General features: G+C 70.6%; 14 protein-coding genes and 3 tRNA genes. 8 read left to right on the top strand and 9 right to left on the bottom strand.

The genetic code is table 11. The annotated features are described in order from the left end of the window. Window positions 1–333: 333 nt before the first annotated feature. The 4 genes from purD (at window position 334) to ACWFR3_RS15410 (ending at window position 6,684) form a co-directional block, all read left to right on the top strand. On the top strand, window positions 334–1,617 hold the full coding sequence (gene purD, locus ACWFR3_RS15425) for a phosphoribosylamine--glycine ligase (RefSeq protein WP_453735061.1): 1,284 nt from the start codon (window positions 334–336) through the stop codon (window positions 1,615–1,617). 452 nt (window positions 1,618–2,069) lie between these two features. After that, entirely contained in the window at window positions 2,070–3,908 is a 1,839-nt protein-coding gene (locus ACWFR3_RS15420) for a hypothetical protein (protein WP_453735060.1), read from the top strand. 287 nt (window positions 3,909–4,195) lie between these two features. Next, window positions 4,196–5,689: a N,N-dimethylformamidase beta subunit family domain-containing protein gene (locus ACWFR3_RS15415; RefSeq protein ID WP_453735059.1), complete on the top strand. Its 1,494-nt coding sequence runs from the start codon at window positions 4,196–4,198 to the stop codon at window positions 5,687–5,689. Window positions 5,690–5,784: 95 nt separating this feature from the next. Continuing rightward, window positions 5,785–6,684 (top strand): phosphoribosylaminoimidazolesuccinocarboxamide synthase, encoded by a 900-nt coding sequence (locus tag ACWFR3_RS15410; protein WP_453735058.1) that lies wholly within the window; start codon window positions 5,785–5,787, stop codon window positions 6,682–6,684. Between the two features lie 56 nt (window positions 6,685–6,740). On the opposite strand, the gene ACWFR3_RS15405 is transcribed toward ACWFR3_RS15410, so the two are convergent. From ACWFR3_RS15405 to ACWFR3_RS15370, 8 genes are all read right to left on the bottom strand, one after another. After that, a tRNA-Gly gene (locus ACWFR3_RS15405) sits at window positions 6,741–6,816 on the bottom strand. 23 nt (window positions 6,817–6,839) lie between these two features. After that, window positions 6,840–7,448 carry a response regulator gene (locus tag ACWFR3_RS15400; protein ID WP_453735057.1) on the bottom strand — a complete coding sequence of 203 codons (609 nt, stop codon included), beginning with the start codon at window positions 7,446–7,448 and terminating at the stop codon, window positions 6,840–6,842. Then, window positions 7,445–8,716 carry a sensor histidine kinase gene (locus ACWFR3_RS15395; protein WP_453735056.1) on the bottom strand — a complete coding sequence of 424 codons (1,272 nt, stop codon included), beginning with the start codon at window positions 8,714–8,716 and terminating at the stop codon, window positions 7,445–7,447. Before ACWFR3_RS15395 ends, ACWFR3_RS15400 begins: the two co-directional genes overlap by 4 nt. Before the next feature lie 14 nt (window positions 8,717–8,730). Continuing rightward, the gene (locus ACWFR3_RS15390; protein WP_453735055.1) at window positions 8,731–9,522 is read right to left on the bottom strand and encodes an ABC transporter permease; all 792 of its coding nucleotides are present in this window, start codon (window positions 9,520–9,522) and stop codon (window positions 8,731–8,733) included. Continuing rightward, a complete protein-coding gene (locus ACWFR3_RS15385) occupies window positions 9,519–10,481 on the bottom strand; it encodes an ABC transporter ATP-binding protein (protein WP_453735054.1) in 963 nt (320 codons plus the stop codon). Before ACWFR3_RS15385 ends, ACWFR3_RS15390 begins: the two co-directional genes overlap by 4 nt. A gap of 137 nt (window positions 10,482–10,618) precedes the next feature. Further along, window positions 10,619–10,694, bottom strand: a tRNA-Gly gene (locus ACWFR3_RS15380). 79 nt (window positions 10,695–10,773) lie between these two features. Continuing rightward, a tRNA-Gly gene (locus tag ACWFR3_RS15375) sits at window positions 10,774–10,845 on the bottom strand. Window positions 10,846–10,980: 135 nt separating this feature from the next. Beyond that, the gene (locus ACWFR3_RS15370) at window positions 10,981–11,298 is read right to left on the bottom strand and encodes a histone-like nucleoid-structuring protein Lsr2 (protein WP_453735053.1); all 318 of its coding nucleotides are present in this window, start codon (window positions 11,296–11,298) and stop codon (window positions 10,981–10,983) included. A 346-nt stretch (window positions 11,299–11,644) separates the two neighbouring features. Between ACWFR3_RS15370 and purS the strand changes: the two genes are divergently transcribed. Genes purS through purL form a run of 3 tightly spaced genes read left to right on the top strand, consistent with a single transcriptional unit; the run spans window position 11,645 to window position 14,822 of the window. Further along, complete coding sequence (purS, locus tag ACWFR3_RS15365) at window positions 11,645–11,896, top strand: phosphoribosylformylglycinamidine synthase subunit PurS (RefSeq protein ID WP_135332092.1); 252 nt, start codon at window positions 11,645–11,647, stop codon at window positions 11,894–11,896. After that, a complete protein-coding gene (purQ, locus tag ACWFR3_RS15360) occupies window positions 11,893–12,573 on the top strand; it encodes a phosphoribosylformylglycinamidine synthase subunit PurQ (RefSeq protein ID WP_453735052.1) in 681 nt (226 codons plus the stop codon). The genes purS and purQ overlap by 4 nt, the downstream gene beginning before the upstream one ends. Then, a complete protein-coding gene (purL, locus tag ACWFR3_RS15355; protein WP_453735051.1) occupies window positions 12,573–14,822 on the top strand; it encodes a phosphoribosylformylglycinamidine synthase subunit PurL in 2,250 nt (749 codons plus the stop codon). Before purQ ends, purL begins: the two co-directional genes overlap by 1 nt. 67 nt (window positions 14,823–14,889) lie before the next feature. Here the strand turns inward: purL and ACWFR3_RS15350 are convergent, their stop codons facing one another. Further along, on the bottom strand, window positions 14,890–15,486 hold the full coding sequence (locus ACWFR3_RS15350; RefSeq protein ID WP_453735050.1) for a Uma2 family endonuclease: 597 nt from the start codon (window positions 15,484–15,486) through the stop codon (window positions 14,890–14,892). A gap of 95 nt (window positions 15,487–15,581) precedes the next feature. On the opposite strand from ACWFR3_RS15350, the gene ACWFR3_RS15345 reads away from it, so the two are divergent. Beyond that, window positions 15,582–16,418, top strand: a complete 837-nt coding sequence (locus ACWFR3_RS15345; RefSeq protein WP_453735049.1) for a M23 family metallopeptidase — start codon at window positions 15,582–15,584, stop codon at window positions 16,416–16,418. The last annotated feature ends 1 nt before the right edge of the window (window position 16,419 follow it).

Below are 16,419 nucleotides of genomic sequence, written 5' to 3'. Positions count from 1 at the left end.
CCCGCTCTGGCCCGCCGCTTCGCGGCGGATGCTCCCCGCCCACCCACCCGTTCACCCCGCAGCACCAACACGGGGCAATCGGGTGGGTGGGCGGGAAAGATCCGCCGCGGAGCGGCGGGCCAGTGTGGAGTCGTCCCGCAGACGAAGGCGCGGCAACCATCGCGCGGGGCGCGAGCCGGGCGCCCCTGGTGCGGGCCCAGTGTGGAAGCGGATGCGCGCAGCCGAGGAGTGCGGGTCAAGCGGCCGAGGCTGGAGGAACGTACAAGCGGCGAGGGCGCTGGAGCTGGGGCTCCTGTACGAACGCACTGGCCCGCGCCAGCTAGGCTGACGCCCGTGAAGGTCCTCGTCATCGGCAGTGGTGCCCGCGAACACGCCCTGTGCCGCTCTCTGTCCCTCGACCCCGACGTCTCCGCCCTGTACTGCGCCCCCGGCAACGCCGGCATCGCGGACGTGGCCGAGCTGCACCCGGTCGACGCCCTCGACGGCAGCGCGGTGGCCGCCCTCGCCACCACCCTCGGCGCAGGACTGGTGATCGTGGGCCCGGAGGCGCCCCTGGTCGCCGGAGTCGCCGACGCCGTACGCGAAGCCGGCATCCCCTGCTTCGGGCCCTCGGAAGAGGCCGCCCAGCTGGAGGGCTCCAAGGCCTTCGCCAAGGACGTGATGGCGGGCGCCCAGGTGCCCACCGCCCGCTCCTACGTCTGCACGACCGCGGAAGAGATCGACAAGGCCCTCGACGCCTTCGGAGCGCCGTACGTCGTCAAGGACGACGGCCTCGCCGCCGGCAAGGGCGTCGTCGTGACCGACGACATCGAGGCCGCCCGCGCCCACGCCCTGGCCTGCGACCGCGTGGTCATCGAGGAGTTCCTCGACGGCCCCGAGGTCTCCCTCTTCGCCATCACGGACGGCGTCACCGTCGTCCCGCTCCAGCCCGCGCAGGACTTCAAGCGCGCGCTCGACGGGGACGAAGGGCCGAACACCGGCGGCATGGGCGCGTACTCGCCCCTTCCGTGGGCCGACCCGAAGCTGGTCGACGAGGTCATGGAGAGCGTGCTCCAGCCCACCGTCGACGAGCTGCGGCGACGCGGCACCCCGTTCTCGGGGCTGCTGTACGCGGGCCTGGCCATCACCAGCCGCGGCGTCCGTGTCATCGAGTTCAACGCCCGCTTCGGCGACCCCGAGACGCAGGTCGTCCTCGCCCGCCTGAAGACCCCGCTCGCCGGAGTCCTGCTGGCCGCCGCGAACGGCACGCTCATCGACCTCCCGCCGCTGCGCTGGAGCGACGACGCCGCGGTGACCGTGGTCATCGCCTCGCACAACTACCCGGAGACACCGCGCACCGGCGACCCCATCGAGGGGCTCGGCGACGTCGCGGCACAGGATGCCCCGGACGCGTACGTCCTGCACGCCGGGACGAAGAGTGACGGCGACGCCGTGGTCAGCGCGGGCGGCCGTGTGCTCTCCGTGACGGCGACCGGCACGGATCTGACCGCGGCGCGCGAGCGCGCGTACGCGGCGCTGTCCCGCATCCGCCTGGACGGCTCCCAGCACCGCACGGACATCGCGGCGAAGGCGGCGGCGGACGCGGCGGACGCGGCGGCGAAGGCGGCTGAGGCGTAAACGAGGCCGCCTCACGCGCCTGGCGCGCCTCACGCGCCTGGCGCGCCTCACGCGCCTGGCGCGCCTCACGCGCCTGGCGCGCCTCACGCGCCTGGCGCGCCTCACGCGCGCTGCCCGCCGAAGGCTGACAGGCCCCGGATCCGACCCCGGATCCGGGGCCTGCGCGTCTCGCCACCGTCTCGCCACCGCCTTGCCGCCCTCCTCCACCTCTGCCCAAAGCCATTCGATCGAGTGACCGCTGGCCCATCCGGCTGACGATGCCCGGCACCCCAACTAGGGTGCGGCGCAAGCGGTTCAGGTGCCCAGAGCCAAACAGACCACCGGCATTGCGATGTCGGTGGCGGGTGCCACAGTGGGGGAGTGAGCAAATCCATCGGCGGCTGCCGTCCGCCCTCCGTCCCGGCCCATGGCCGGGCAGCAGGCGGCACGGGCAGCAGGGGGTGACATCGGTCGTGTCAGGTACGGGTGTGGAAGTGGGCGTGCAGTCCGCACGTTCCCAGGCGCTCGCCGTGCTGCGCATCCGCAGCAGGGCCCTTGCCGTCGCACTGCTGCCAGCGGCCGTCGCCGTCGTGCTGATCGCGGGCGGGGCCACGGGCCATATGAGCGGCGGCAGTTGGGGTGTCGTGCGCGGCATCGTGATCGCCGTCGCCGTCCTCGTGCTGCTCGCCGCCGCGGCCGTCGCGCTCGTGGTCGCCCGGTCAAGGCCGGCCCTCAGCCCGACGGTCCCGATCACCGAGAGCTCGGCCCCCGATCTGTACCGCCTGGTGCGGGACCTCGCCGACCGCCTCGACGTACCGGCGCCGTCGGCGATAGCGCTCACCCCGGACTGCGACAGCTGGCTGGAGGACCGCACCCACCCGGCGCACGGCCCGCCCGCGGAGACCTCCGGCCCGGCAGCGGCGAAGGACGGGGGCAATGGCGTACGGGACGGACGCCCCGGCCCCCGCCGCCAGCCGCCCGTCGCTCCGGTGCTGGTCATCGGCTCGCCGTTCCTGTGGTGGATGCGGGTCGGCGAGCTGCGTGCGGTGCTCGCCCCTGTCGTTGCGGGCACGGGCCCCTCGGCGCATCCCGACATAGCCGCGGCCCGGCGTTTCATCCGCGGGCTCGACGCGGCGGTCGCGGTCAGCGCCGCACCGGGGCGCGGTCCGCTCGTGCGCACGGTGCTCGGCGGTGTCGGCTGGGTGACGCGGCTGCTGCTGCGCAGCTGCCGGGGGCATGCCGGTGAGATGGAGCGCGGGGTGGCGGCGGCCGCCGCCGAGCGCGCCCAGGCCGTGGATTACGGCGTGCGGATCGTCGCCCAGGAGCAGGTGGGCCTGGCGTATGCCGGATGGGACCGGCTCCTGACCAAGGTCGCGCTTCCCGCGTGGCGGATGGGCCGCTGGCCGTCGCGCCTCGACGCGGGTGTCGTCTCCGCCCTCACCGAGCTCTCCCGCAGGGACCGGCTCGCCGAGGGGTTCACCTCCCGTCTTGGCGAGCGCCCCGCCTGTGACCTCCTGGAGGAGCCGGGTTCGGTGGACGAGGCGGCCTCACTGCTCGCGGCCCGGCTCTTCCACGGCGGTCCCGCCGAGCAGACGCCGGACTGGGCGCCGGTGGCGTGGCAGGAGTATCCGGACGAGGTCGTCGACCGGAAGTGGCGCATGGACGCCGCCCGCCTCCACCGCGTACTGGACTCCCTGGGCGTCAGCCACAGTGCCGGCTCGGGGACGCCGGCCTCCGAGGGGCCGACGCTTGGTCGCGTACTGGACCACCTGACGGCGGAGAACCCCGGCCCCGCCCGGCCGGACCTCACCGAAGCCCAGGCCGAAGTCGAAGCCGGGACCGCCCACCCCGAAGCCGAACTCGAAGCCATCCTCGCGGAATCCGAGGAATCCGAGGATCCCGATGAGCCCACGGACGGCCCCGGCGGACGCCTCGCCGCGGGCCTGACCGCGGAGCTCGCCCGCGAGGAAGCCGCAGCCCCGCCCCGCCCCGCGCCCACGGGACAGGGCCCGGACGACGCCCTCTGGGACGACGGCCTGCTGCCGCTGTTCCCGCTGCAGCCGCCGCGCACGGGACGGGAGTTGCTCGCCGACCACGTCACGGCGCTCGTCTGCTGCGCGGCCGTGGACACGGCGGGCGCCGCCCCCGGCCTCGACTGGCTGGACGGCCCGTCCCTCCTGATCGACGGAGAGCGCGCGAAGGACCTCACACCGCACGTCCTGAGCCTCGTGGAGGACGGCGACCCCATCCCCCTGCGCGGCTGGCTGGCCCGCCTGGGCGTCCGCCCGGAAAAGCCGGTCCGCCTGGTCTGACCGGTCCGAGCCGGGAAACCCCCGCCGGCCCCATCCACCCCACTTACACCCCGAGTTGCCCCCGCCCCCGCCCCAACCAGCGCGCGGCCCGCGGAACGCTTCCTTCCGTTCTCGTCGATTAGCGACGAACGGTGACGGAGTGCGTGCGTAATGTGATGTGCTGGGATCGTCCGCCATACGGGGGACCCGTCGGCGGCGCCGCCATGTGAGGGCGACGCCACCGCCACACCAGGACAAAGCACCACCACTGAGCAATCTCGGGGGAGCAGTGAGGGAGGGGTACACATATGGGGTCGGAGCAGATCCGCAGGTGGGAATCGGGCGCCCTGGCGCACGCCGTGACCGACCCCTTCGGGCAGGGGCCCCTGCCCTGGCTCCGAGGCGCCGAGCACTACTTCGACGACACGGGCCAGGTCGTTCCCTGGTACGTGGATCCGGCCGCGTCCCCCGGCGCGCAGGACATCCCCGCGCCCCGCAAGCCCGTCCGTACGAACGGCCCCCGCACCGCCGATGACGTGCACGGCCAGATCAAGGGCTTCGCCTCCACCGGCGCCGCGGCCCCCGGCGAGGCGATCGACTTCCACGTGACGGTGGACCCGCCCCAGCAGTTCTACGTCGACATCTACCGCATCGGGCACTACGGCGGCGACGGCGCCAGCAAGATCAGCACCAGCCCCCGCCTCTCCGGCCTCGTCCAGCCGGCCCCGCTCACCGCCGACCGCACGGTCTCCTGCCACCACTGGTGGCTCTCCTGGCGGCTGCAGATCCCGAGCTACTGGAGCGTCGGGGCGTACGTGGCGGTCCTCACCACGGTCGACGGCTACCGCTCGCACGTCCCGTTCACGGTCCGCGACGACCACCGGGCCGACCTGCTCCTGCTCCTGCCCGACATCACGTGGCAGGCCTACAACCTCTACCCCGAGGACGGCCGCACGGGCGCCAGCCTCTACCACGCGTGGGACGAGAAGGGCCGCCTCCTGGGCGAGGGCGAGGCCGCGCACACGGTCTCCTTCGACCGTCCGTACGCGGGCGCGGGCCTGCCCCTGCATGTCGGCCACGCCTACGACTTCATCCGCTGGGCCGAGCGGTACGGCTACGACCTCGCGTACGCCGACACCCGTGACCTGCACGCCGGCCGCATCGATCCGACCCGCTACCGAGGCCTGGTCTTCCCGGGCCACGACGAGTACTGGTCGTCGAACATGCGCCGCACCACGGAGCAGGCCCGCGAGCACGGCACATCCCTCGTCTTCCTCTCCGCCAACACCATGTACTGGCAGGTGGAGTTGGGCCCCTCCCCGTCCGGCGTGGCGGACCGCCTGCTCACCTGCCGCAAGCGCCACGGCCCCGGCAAACCGGCCCTCTGGCGGGAGCAGGACAAGGCCGAACAGCAGCTTCTCGGCATCCAGTACGCGGGCCGGGTCCCCGACCCCGCCCCCCTCGTCGTGCGCAACGCCGACCACTGGCTGTGGGACGCGACCGGCGCCCACGAAGGGGACGAGATCGACGGCCTGGTCGCGGGCGAGGCCGACCGCTATTTCCCGCGCACCGCGCTCCCGGAGCACCAGAGCCGCATCCTCCTCGCCCACTCTCCGTACGAGGACTCCGACGGCGTGAAGCGCCACCAGGAGTCGTCCCTCTACCGCGCCCCCTCCGGCGCCCTGGTCTTCGCCTCCGGCACCTTCGCCTGGTCACCGGCGCTCGACCGCCCCGGCCATGTGGACACCCGCGTCCAACGCGCCACGGCCAATCTCCTGGACCGCATCTGCAAACACGACTGACGCCCGGCGACGCTCACCGGTATCCCCCCTGGCCGCGAGCCCTCTCCCCATGCGGGAGAATCAGCAGCATTCAGTCAGAACCACGGGGAGGAACCGTGTCCGGATTCGTAGAAAAGCCCGAGCCGCTTCAGGTGCCGGGCCTGGTGCATGTGCACACCGGCAAGGTGCGCGACCTGTACCGCAACGAGGCGGGCGACCTCGTGATGGTCGCCAGCGACCGCATGTCCGCCTACGACTGGGTGCTGCCCACGGAGATCCCCGACAAGGGCAGGGTCCTCACGCAGCTCTCCCTGTGGTGGTTCGACCAGCTCGCCGACCTCGTCCCGAACCACGTCATCTCCACCGACGTCCCGCCCGGCGCCCCCGCCGAGTGGGAGGGCCGCACCACGGTCTGCAAGTCCCTCCAGATGGTCCCGGTCGAGTGCGTCGCCCGCGGCTATCTGACCGGCTCGGGCCTGCTGGAGTACAACGAATCGCGCACCGTCTGCGGCCTCGCGCTGCCCGACGGCCTGAGCGACGGCTCGGAGCTGCCCGGACCGATCTTCACGCCCGCCACGAAGGCGGAGGTCGGCGAGCACGACGAGAACGTGAGCTACGAAGAAGTGGCCCGCCAGGTGGGCGCCGAGACGGCGGCCCAGCTGCGCCAGGCGACCCTCGCGGTCTACGGCCGGGCCCGTGACATCGCCCGCGAGCGTGGCGTGATCCTCGCCGACACGAAGTTCGAGTTCGGCTTCGACGGCGATGACCTCGTGATCGCCGACGAGGTCCTGACCCCGGACTCGTCCCGCTTCTGGCCCGCCGACAGCTGGGAGCCGGGCCATGCCCAGCCGTCGTTCGACAAGCAGTTCGTCCGCGACTGGCTGACCTCGCCGGCCTCCGGCTGGGACCGCAAGAGCGAGCAGCCGCCGCCCCCGCTCCCGCAGGACGTGGTGGACGCCACCCGCGCCAAGTACATCGAGGCGTACGAGCGCCTGACGGGACTGCCCTGGCAATAACGGCAGGCACAGACGGAAGAACCCCCGGCGCCGAGAGGCACCGGGGGTTCTTCACGTGGAGCGGACGACCAGGTTCGAACTGGCGACCTCAACCTTGGCAAGGTTGCGCTCTACCAACTGAGCTACGTCCGCGCTGCGCCGAAGCGCGACGCCAACTATACCCAACCTCGCTCGCGTGCGAGACGCACCGCGGCATGACGGTTCTCCGCCCCCGTCTTCATGACGGCCGACGAGAGGTAGTTGCGGACGGTCCCCTGGGACAGCGCGGCCCGCTCGGCGATCTCCGCGACGGGCGCGCCGTCGGCGGCCAGTTCGAGCACTTCCGCCTCACGAGCGGTCAGCGGTGAATCCCCGGCGGAGATCGCGTCGGCGGCCAACTCCGGGTCCACATAGCGGTTACCTGCGTGAACGGTACGGATGATCTCGGCGAGGCGCTGCGCGCTCACTGTCTTCGGCACGAAGCCCCGGACCCCCACCGCGAGCGCCCGTTTGAGATGCCCCGGTCTGCCGTGACTCGTCACGATCATGGTGCGGCAGTCCGGCAGTTCGTCGCGCAGCGATGTGGCCACACTCACACCGTCGGCGCCCGGCATCTCCAGATCGAGCACGGCCACATCGGGCCGGTGGGCCCTGGCCATGGCGAGCGCCTCGGGCCCCGTGGCGGCCTCGGCGACCACGACAAGATCGTCCTCAAGGGCGAGGAGCGCGGCGAGCGCGCCGCGGATGAGGTGCTCGTCATCGGCGAGCAGTACGCGCAGGCTCACAGCCCCACCTCTTCCGGCTCCCGCGCGCCCGTGGCCTGCTTCCGCGAGCGGGGCAGCGGCACCTCCGCGGCCAGCCGGAAGCTGCCGCCGCCGGACGTGACCTCCAGCGACCCGTCCACCATGGCCAACCGCTCCCGGAGCCCGGCAAGGCCGGAACCAGAGCTCTGCGGGACGACCTCGGGCACCCCGTCGTTCTCGATCGTCAACGTCGTACGTTCCTCGGTGACCGTCAGAGCGATGTCGCACCGCTGCGCGTCCCCGTGCCGCAGCACATTGGTGGTCGCCTCCCGTACGACCCACCCCAGAGCCGACTGCACCGAAACCGGCAGCCCCGCCGACGACCCGGACACCCGGCAGTCGATCCCCGCTGCCTCAAGAACCCCTTGCGCACCGGCGAGTTCGACCGCGAGGTCGGCCTCCCGGTATCCCCGCACCACTTCCCGTACCTCCCGCTGCGACTCCTGCGCGATCCGCTGCACCTCGACCATCTGGTCGACCGCCTCGGGCCGCCCCCGCCTGGCGAGCTGCACCGCCAGCTCGCTCTTCAGCGCGATGACCGCCAGATTGCGCCCCATCACGTCGTGCAGGTCCCGCCCGAACCGCAGCCGCTCCTCGGCCACCGCGAGCCGTGCCTCGACCTCGCGGGCGCGGTCGCCCTCCCACATCACGGCGAGCGTCCAGGCGCCGCAGCGTGAGGTCAGCAGGGTCAGGAGGGCGGCGACGACGATGATCACGGCGAGTCCGGCAAGCTCCCCACCGCGCACCCCGACGGCGGCGAACGCCCCCACGAGCAGCACATCGATCGCGGCGAACTGGAGGAGGAAGCGGCGGACCGGCACGGCGAAGGCGAGCGCCTGGCCGTAGGGAACGGCGAGGAACAGTATCGGGAAGCCGATCACCTTGTCCTCGACGCCGTCGGACGCCGTCAGGGCGAGAGCGAGCCCGAAGCCGACGACCATGAGGCCGGCCGCCACGGCGAGATCGCGGCGCGGCAGCTCCGCGCGCTTCAGGTAGTGGTCGACGGACCGGCGCAGCGAGCGGTTGACCTGCACGCACTGCAGGGCGGCCACCACGATCAGCGTCCAGCCCAGGATCAGCGGCAGCGCCTCGTGCTTCATGCCCAGGCCAAGCGGCAGCGACGCCCAGCTGAGGAAGAAGAACCACGGCACGACGTGCCACATGACCATGCTCTGGAACTCGACCTTCTCGATCTTGTTCCGGTCACGCCACTCCTGCTTCCACCACCCCCGCACCACGCCACTGACCACGGTTGACCCCTTCCTCAGCGCCGCGGTTCCCAGCGGAACCACCGGCGTACAGCAAACACCGAGACCACGGTCCAGGCCACCGCGGTGACCAGGGCGCTCACGGTCTCGCCCCCGGACAGATCACCGGTCCAGCCGCCGCGGACCAGCTCGATCACCGGCGAGAGCGGAAGCAGCTCGCAGACCGCGGCGACCTTGTCCGGCATGACCTCGAACGGGATGAAGAGGCCCGAGCCGAACATCGACGCGAACGCCAGAGGCATGGACATGACCTGAGCGGACTCCACGGACCTGCTGAAGCTTGCGGTGACCGCGGCGAGGGCGGAAAACATCACCAGACCGAGCAGCACGCCGATCACGGCGAGATGGGGCGCGCTCGGCGCACCGGCATCGAGGAGTACCGAACAGCCGATCGCGAGGACGACGCACTGCGTCAGGCCGATCGCGACCGAGGGCAGCGCGGCTCCGGCAAGGATCTCCGGGTCCCGCAGCTCGCCGGTGCGCAGCCGCTTGAGCACCAGTTCCTCGCGCCGTGCGGCGAAGACGGTGGTCAGCGCGGAGTAGACGGCGAAGAGCAGCGAGAACCCGATGGCGCCGGGCACCACGACGGAGCCGACCGAGAGCCCGTGGGCCTTCAGGTCCATGCCCTCCGTGACCTGACTCAGGCTGAACGGCATCGCGAGCGGCACGAACAGCGCCGCGACCAACGTCCCCTTGGCGCGCCCGAGCAGCGTCAGCTCGGCCCGCGCGAGTGACCACATCCGCCCCGCGGGAGTCGTCGCCGCCGGGCTCATCGTCGTCGTACTCATGCCACCGTCTCCTTCTGCACAACATCAGCCACACCAGCCGCACCTTCGGCATCCCGCGCGATCCGCAGGAACGCCTCCTCCAGCGAAGCCGCGCGCACGTCGAGCCGGCCCAGCGAGACGTCGGCGTCCCGCGCCCACAGGAGCAGCCCCGTCGCCGCCCGCTGCAATTCGTGCGTACGCAGCCGGACCCGGCCGCCGATCACCTCGTGCTCGCTCACGCCGAGCTCGGCGAGCGGCGGCAGATCCCCGACGAAGTAGCCGGTGGGCAGTTCGAAGGAGACGTGCGAGGGCTGCTCGGCCACCACGTCGGCGACCCGTCCGGAAGCCGCGATGCGCCCCTCGTGCATGATCGCGAGCCGGTCGGCGAGGTTCTCGGCCTCTTCGAGGTAGTGCGTGGTGAGCAGCACGGTCGTGCCGCTGTCGCGCAGGGCCCGTACCAACTCCCAGGTCTCGCGGCGCCCTTCGGCGTCGAGCCCGGTCGTCGGTTCGTCGAGGAAGAGCACTTCGGGCTTTCCGATGAGCGCCGTCGCGAGATCGAGCCGCCGCTTCTCACCCCCGGACAGCATCTTCACGCGGACGCCCGCCCGCTTGGCGAGCCCCACGATCTCCAGGGCTTCTCCCACCGGACGGGCGCCGCTCGTGCACCCCGCCCACATCTGCACGGTCTCCGCGACCGTCAGTTCCGAGGGAAATCCGCCCTCCTGGAGCATCACGCCGATCCGGTGGCGGACGTCGCCGCGTTCGGCGTACGGATCGTGTCCGAGTACCCGCACCCGCCCCCCGGCGGGTGCGGCGAGTCCTTCGAGGAGTTCGAGGGTCGAGGTCTTTCCCGCGCCGTTCGTCCCGAGCAGTGCGAAGAGCTCACCTCGTCCGACGGAGAACGAGACTCCCCGGACCGCCTCGAAACCGCCCCCGTACACGCGCCGCAGATCGGTCACGTCGATCACTTGGTCAGTCATGAAAGAAGCGTCCCCCGCCGCCGGGCGCCGGAGCAGTGCGCGCTGTCACCGGCTCGCATGACAAATGTCAGAAGCGGTCGCACCGGGGACCCGCACAAGAAGAAGGCCCCGGTCGCGATGACCGGGGCCTTCTTCAATGGAGCGAACGACGAGGTTCGAACTCGCGACCTCAACCTTGGCAAGGTTGCGCTCTACCAACTGAGCTACGTTCGCATTGCCTCCGACCAGCTCTCACTGATCGGCGCGAGCATCAGCCTACCGCACTCGAAAGAGTGCCTGGTCGGCGATGCGGAGCGGGTGACAGGAATTGCACACTGCGCCTTCCCCCTGGAAGGGGGATGTTCTACTACTGAACTACACCCGCAAGACTCCGTGAGGTTCGGGCCTTTCGGCCTTGCCCCTCGGCGTGTTCCAAACTCTAGCCGACCAGCGGGGGTGCAGGTCAAGTCGGTTGCCGAGGGGCCCTCCTGGCCGGGCGTCTGCCAGGCGTCGGCCGAGGTCAGTTCGCCGCCTCGAAAGCCTCGTAGACCTTCTTGGGGATGCGGCCGCGCGGCGGCACGTCCATCTGGTGCGAGCGGGCCCAGGCGCGCACGGCCGCCGGGTTCGCCGCCACCGTCGTGTGCTTGAAGGCCTTGCCGGACTTCGACTGCTTGCGGGCCGCGTCGAGGTACGGGGCAAGTGCCTTGCGCAGTTTCTTGGCATTGGTTTGATTGAGGTCGATCTCGTACGACTTGCCGTCAAGACCGAAGGCGACCGTCTCCGCCGCATCCCCGCCGTCGATGTCGTCAGAGAGAGTGACTACGACACGCTGCGCCACGAATATCGGTCCCTTCGTGCGGCTCTACCGCGTTGACGTGCGGTGATGCCGACTGTCCGGCTGTTATGGGGCACTGTTTTGTGCAAAGCATCGGCTAATGCCTTTTCCTTTGTACAGTGCCTGGCATTGCATTGTGAAGCCCGACTAAATCCGCCCGCGTGTCCGGACGCAATGGTGTTGCGTGATCTTTTCCTGGATTTTTCGCGAAGGTGCCCCGTTCGATACGCGAGTAGGGGTGGGAACGTGACCGTCCTCACGTAGGTTTCTACGAATCTACGCGAGTAGAATTTTTGTGCGGGTAGTCTGAAGGGACCGCTCAGCCAGCACCACAACACCGGGAGTGCCAGTGGCACGCGTCGTAGTCGACGTCATGCTCAAGCCGGAGATCCTCGACCCTCAGGGCCAGGCGGTGCAGCGTGCACTGCCGCGCCTCGGTTTCAAGGGGATCGCCGACGTACGTCAGGGAAAGCGCTTCGAACTCGAGGTGGACGGGCCCGTCGATGACGCCGCCCTCGCCCGTATCCACGAGATGGCGGAAACCTTCCTCGCCAACACCGTGATCGAAGACTTCTTCGTAAAGGTGGAGGAAGAGAAGTGACTGCTCGAATCGGAGTCGTCACTTTCCCCGGAACGCTCGACGACCGCGACACCCAGCGCGCCGTTCGCGTGGCCGGCGCCGAAGCCGTGCCGCTCTGGCACCGGGACAAGGACCTGAAGCAGGTCGACGCCGTGGTCCTTCCCGGCGGATTCTCGTACGGCGACTATCTCCGTGCCGGGGCCATTTCACGGTTTTCGCCCGTCATGGAGTCGGTCATCGAGCAGGCGAAGGCCGGTATGCCGGTTCTCGGTATCTGCAACGGCTTCCAGGTCCTTACCGAGTCGCACCTGCTGCCGGGCGCGATGCTGCGCAACGACCACCTGCACTTCATCTGCCGCGAGCAGAAGCTGCGCGTGGAGAGCGACCGGACCGCCTGGACCGCCGACTACGAAGCCGGCCAGGAGATCCGCATCCCGCTCAAGAACATCGACGGCAAGTACACCGCCGACGAGCGGACCCTGGACATGCTGGAGGCCGAGGGGCGCGTCGCCTTCCGGTACCTGGACGGCAACCCCAACGGCTCGCTCCGTGACATCGCCGGCATCACCAACGAGGCGGGCAACGTCGTCGGCCTCATGCCGCACCCCGAGCACGCCGTCGAGCCGCTGGTCGGGACCGGTGGCACGGACGGCCTGGGATTCTTCACCTCGATCCTGAAGAAGCTGGTCAACGTCTGATGACTCTGGACACCGTCAAGCACGCCGCCGAGACCCCCGAGGTCAAGCTGCCCTGGGCCGAACTGGGCCTGAAGGAAGACGAGTACGCCCGCGTACGCGAGATCCTGGGCCGCCGTCCCACCGGCGCCGAGCTCGCCATGTACTCCGTCATGTGGTCCGAGCACTGTTCGTACAAGAGCAGCAAGGTCCACCTGCGCCAGTTCGGCGAGAAGGCCCCCGAGAACGACGCCATGCTCGTCGGCATCGGCGAGAACGCCGGTGTCGTCGACGTCGGCAACGGATACGCGGTCACCTTCAAGGTCGAGTCGCACAACCACCCCTCGTACGTCGAGCCCTACCAGGGCGCGGCCACCGGTGTCGGCGGCATCGTCCGCGACATCATCGCGATGGGCGCGCGCCCGGTCGCGGTCGTGGACCCGCTGCGGATGGGCGCCGCCGACCACCCCGACACCCGGCGCGTCCTGCCCGGCGTCGTCGCGGGCATCGGCGGCTACGGCAACTGCCTGGGCCTGCCGAACATCGGCGGAGAGCTCGTCTTCGACGCCTGCTACCAGGGCAACCCGCTGGTCAACGCCGGTGCCATCGGCGTCATGCGGCACGAGGACATCCACCTCGCCAAGGCCAGCGGCCCCGGCAACAAGGTCATCCTCTACGGGGCCCGGACCGGCGGCGACGGCATCGGCGGCGCCTCGATCCTCGCCTCCGAGACCTTCGACGACACCAAGCCGTCGAAGCGTCCGGCCGTGCAGGTCGGCGACCCCTTCCAGGAGAAGCTCCTCATCGAGTGCACCCTGGAGGCCTTCGCCGAGAAGCTCGTCGTCGGCATCCAGGACCTGGGCGCGGCGGGCCTCTCCTGCGCGACCTCGGAGCTCGCGTCGAACGGCTCCGGCGGCATGCGCGTCGAGCTGGACGACGTACCGCTGCGCGACTCCACGCTCACTCCCGAGGAGATCCTCATGAGTGAGTCGCAGGAGCGCATGTGCGCGGTCGTCGAGCCCGAGAAGGTCGAGCGCTTCCTCGCGATCTGCGAGAAGTGGGACGTCATCGCCACCGTCGTCGGTGAGGTGACGGACGGCGACCGCCTGGAGATCTTCTGGCACGGCGAAAAGATCGTCGACCTCGATCCGCGCACCGTCGCCCACGACGGCCCGGTCTACGAGCGTCCCTACGCGCGGCCGAAGTGGCAGGACGCGCTTCAGGCGGACGACGCCGGCAAGCTGGCACGCCCGGCGGACTCGAAGGAACTTCGGGACCAGGTCCTTGCGGTCATCGCCTCCCCGAACCAGGCCTCCAAGGCGTGGGTGACGGATCAGTACGACCGTTTCGTGCAGGGCAACACGGTGCTCGCGCAGCCCGAGGACTCCGGCATGGTCCGCATCGACGAGGAGACCGGCCTCGGTGTCGCCCTCGCCAACGACGGCAACGGCCGCTACTCCAAGCTCGACCCGTACGCGGGTGCGCAGCTGGCCCTGTCGGAGGCGTACCGCAACGTCGCCGCGACGGGTGCCAAGCCGCTCGCCGTCTCGGACTGCCTGAACTTCGGTTCGCCCGAGGACCCGGACGTCATGTGGCAGTTCGCCGAGACCACCCGTGGTCTCGCCGACGCCTGCCAGATCCTGGGCACCCCGGTGACCGGCGGCAATGTCTCGCTCTACAACCAGACGGGCGAGGCGGCGATCCACCCGACGCCGGTCGTCTCAGTCCTCGGCGTGATCGACGACGTGGCGCGCCGCACGCCGATCGCCTTCGCCGAAGAGGGCCAGCTGCTGTACCTCCTCGGTGACACCACCGAGGAGTTCGGCGGCTCGGCCTGGTCGCAGGTCGTCCACGACCACCTCGGCGGGCTTCCCCCGAAGGTCGACCTGGAGCGCGAGCGGCTGCTCGCCGAGATCCTCATCTCGGGCTCGCGCGACGGCATGATCGACGCCGCGCACGACCTCTCTGACGGTGGCCTCGCGCAGGCCGTCGCCGAGTCCTGCCTCCGCGGCGGCAAGGGCGCGCGCCTCGTCGTCCCGGACGGCCTGGACGCGTTCACCCTGCTGTTCAGTGAGTCGGCGGGCCGGGCGGTCGTCTCCGTCCCCCGCTCCGAGGAGCTGCGCTTCACCGACATGTGCGGGGCGCGGGGCCTTCCCGCGACGCGCGTCGGTGTGGTCGACGGTGACGCGGTGGAGCTGCAGGGCGAGTTCACGCTGCCGCTGAGCGAGATCCGTGAGGCGCACGAGGGGACTCTGCCGGGGCTCTTCGCCTGAGCGGCTCAGCTCGTACGTGACTGAAGGCCCCACCCGATGAGAGATCGGATGGGGCCTTCAGCGTTCGTCAGCCGAGGTAGTCGAGCAGTTCGGCGGTGTCGAGCTTGAAGCCGACCGGGTCCGGCAGGTCCACGGCGGCTCCCAGCCGCATCTCGTGGACATCGGTGTAGGAGCTGGTCTCGGCGTCGGGCCTGCTGTGGACCACCACCTTGCAGAACTCGCGGTCGATGAGCAGGTACACCGGAATCCCGGCCGCCGCGTAGGCGACGGGCTTCTCCTCGCGGTCGCGACGGTGCGTGTCGGTGTCGTACGAGGTGACCTCGACCGTCATGAGCACACCGCTGGCGTCGGCCCAGTCGCGGCGGCCCCTGAAATAGCCTTTGGGAGCGAGCGAGCTGTCCGGGCGAGCACGGCCGTTGCGGTACGTCCCGATCGTCAACCCGTGCCCCGCGCTGTACAAGCCCAGGCCCGGCCGGTGCTGCATGCACTGCTTCTGCAGCCACGTCACGATCTCGACGTGATCCCCGTCCGGCACGTTCTTGACGCCGATCCGCCCGTTGACGAACTCCAACCTGACGGCCTCGAACTGCTTCTCGGCGAATCGTGCGAGTTGCTCGAACTCCTCCACCGAAATCTGAGACGTGTGCTCGGCCATGACCGGCATGTTGCACTCCTCCCTGGGCGACGGCCAGTGTTGCCGCTGACCAGCAGTGCCGGGGGTGTTCGGTGATCGTTCACCCGTACGAGGGGGAGAGCATCATGTCCGTACGTCAGCGCCGGGCCGTCACATGGCTTCAGTACCTTCTCTGGCTGGTCTTCTTCGCCGACGTGATCGCCGGGTTCTTCGTGGAGCTGCCGTATCCGTACTGGGCGGGCTGGATACCGCTGCTCGGAGCGATCGGGATCAGCCTTGCGCGGCACCGGGCACGGACCGACCGGGCCCGCACCGCGTCCCCGGCCCCCCTGGAGACCGCCCCGCCCGTCACCGGCCGCTGGTCCGCCATGAACAGCCCCGCCGACAAGGTGCCGAGCCACGGCACGCACACCCTCGGGCAGACCTACGCCATCGACATCGTGGCCGAGCCCGGGGACGGGGTACGCCCTGCCTTCGCCTGGCTGTGGCCGATCGCGCGGCGCAACAACGCCTTCCCCGCCTTCGGGGCCCCGCTCCTCGCCGTCGCCGACGCCACCGTCGTACACGCGGAGGACCGCCAGCGCGACCACCTCAGCCGCGACTCCCTGGTCGCACTGGTCTACCTGATGATCGTCGAGGGCATCGTCCGGACCCTTGGCGGGGCCCGCCGCATCGTCGGCAACCACATCGTGCTCGACCTCGGCGAGGGGACGTACGCCCTGTACGCGCACGTCCGGCGCGGGTCGCTCGCGGTCCGGGCCGGGGACAAGGTCACGTCCGGGCAGGTCATCGGCCGCTGCGGGAACTCCGGCAACTCCACCGAACCCCACGTGCACTTCCAGCTGATGGACGGCCCTGACCTCGGCACCGCGCGGGGTGTGCCGTTCCGCTGGCGGGGGGTCGGGGTGCCCGCGAACGGCGAGACGTTCACGGTGGGGGAAGAGGCCGTCCCGGTACCGTGAC

This window comes from Streptomyces sp. NPDC055189 (genome assembly GCF_053606765.1).
The sequence above is the reverse complement of the archived record's forward strand: the minus strand, read 5'-3'. Positions and strand labels throughout refer to the sequence as shown.

Bases quoted from the DNA above. Each gene is read 5' to 3' on its own strand.
- ACWFR3_RS15415 (WP_453735059.1), top strand. From the start codon at position 4,196: ATGGGGTCGGAGCAGATCCGCAGGTGGGAATCGGGCGCCCTGGCGCAC.
- ACWFR3_RS15350 (WP_453735050.1), bottom strand. From the start codon at position 15,486: ATGCCGGTCATGGCCGAGCACACGTCTCAGATTTCGGTGGAGGAGTTC.
- ACWFR3_RS15385 (WP_453735054.1), bottom strand. From the start codon at position 10,481: ATGACTGACCAAGTGATCGACGTGACCGATCTGCGGCGCGTGTACGGG.
- ACWFR3_RS15390 (WP_453735055.1), bottom strand. From the start codon at position 9,522: ATGAGTACGACGACGATGAGCCCGGCGGCGACGACTCCCGCGGGGCGG.
- ACWFR3_RS15345 (WP_453735049.1), top strand. From the start codon at position 15,582: ATGTCCGTACGTCAGCGCCGGGCCGTCACATGGCTTCAGTACCTTCTC.
- purL (WP_453735051.1), top strand. From the start codon at position 12,573: ATGACTCTGGACACCGTCAAGCACGCCGCCGAGACCCCCGAGGTCAAG.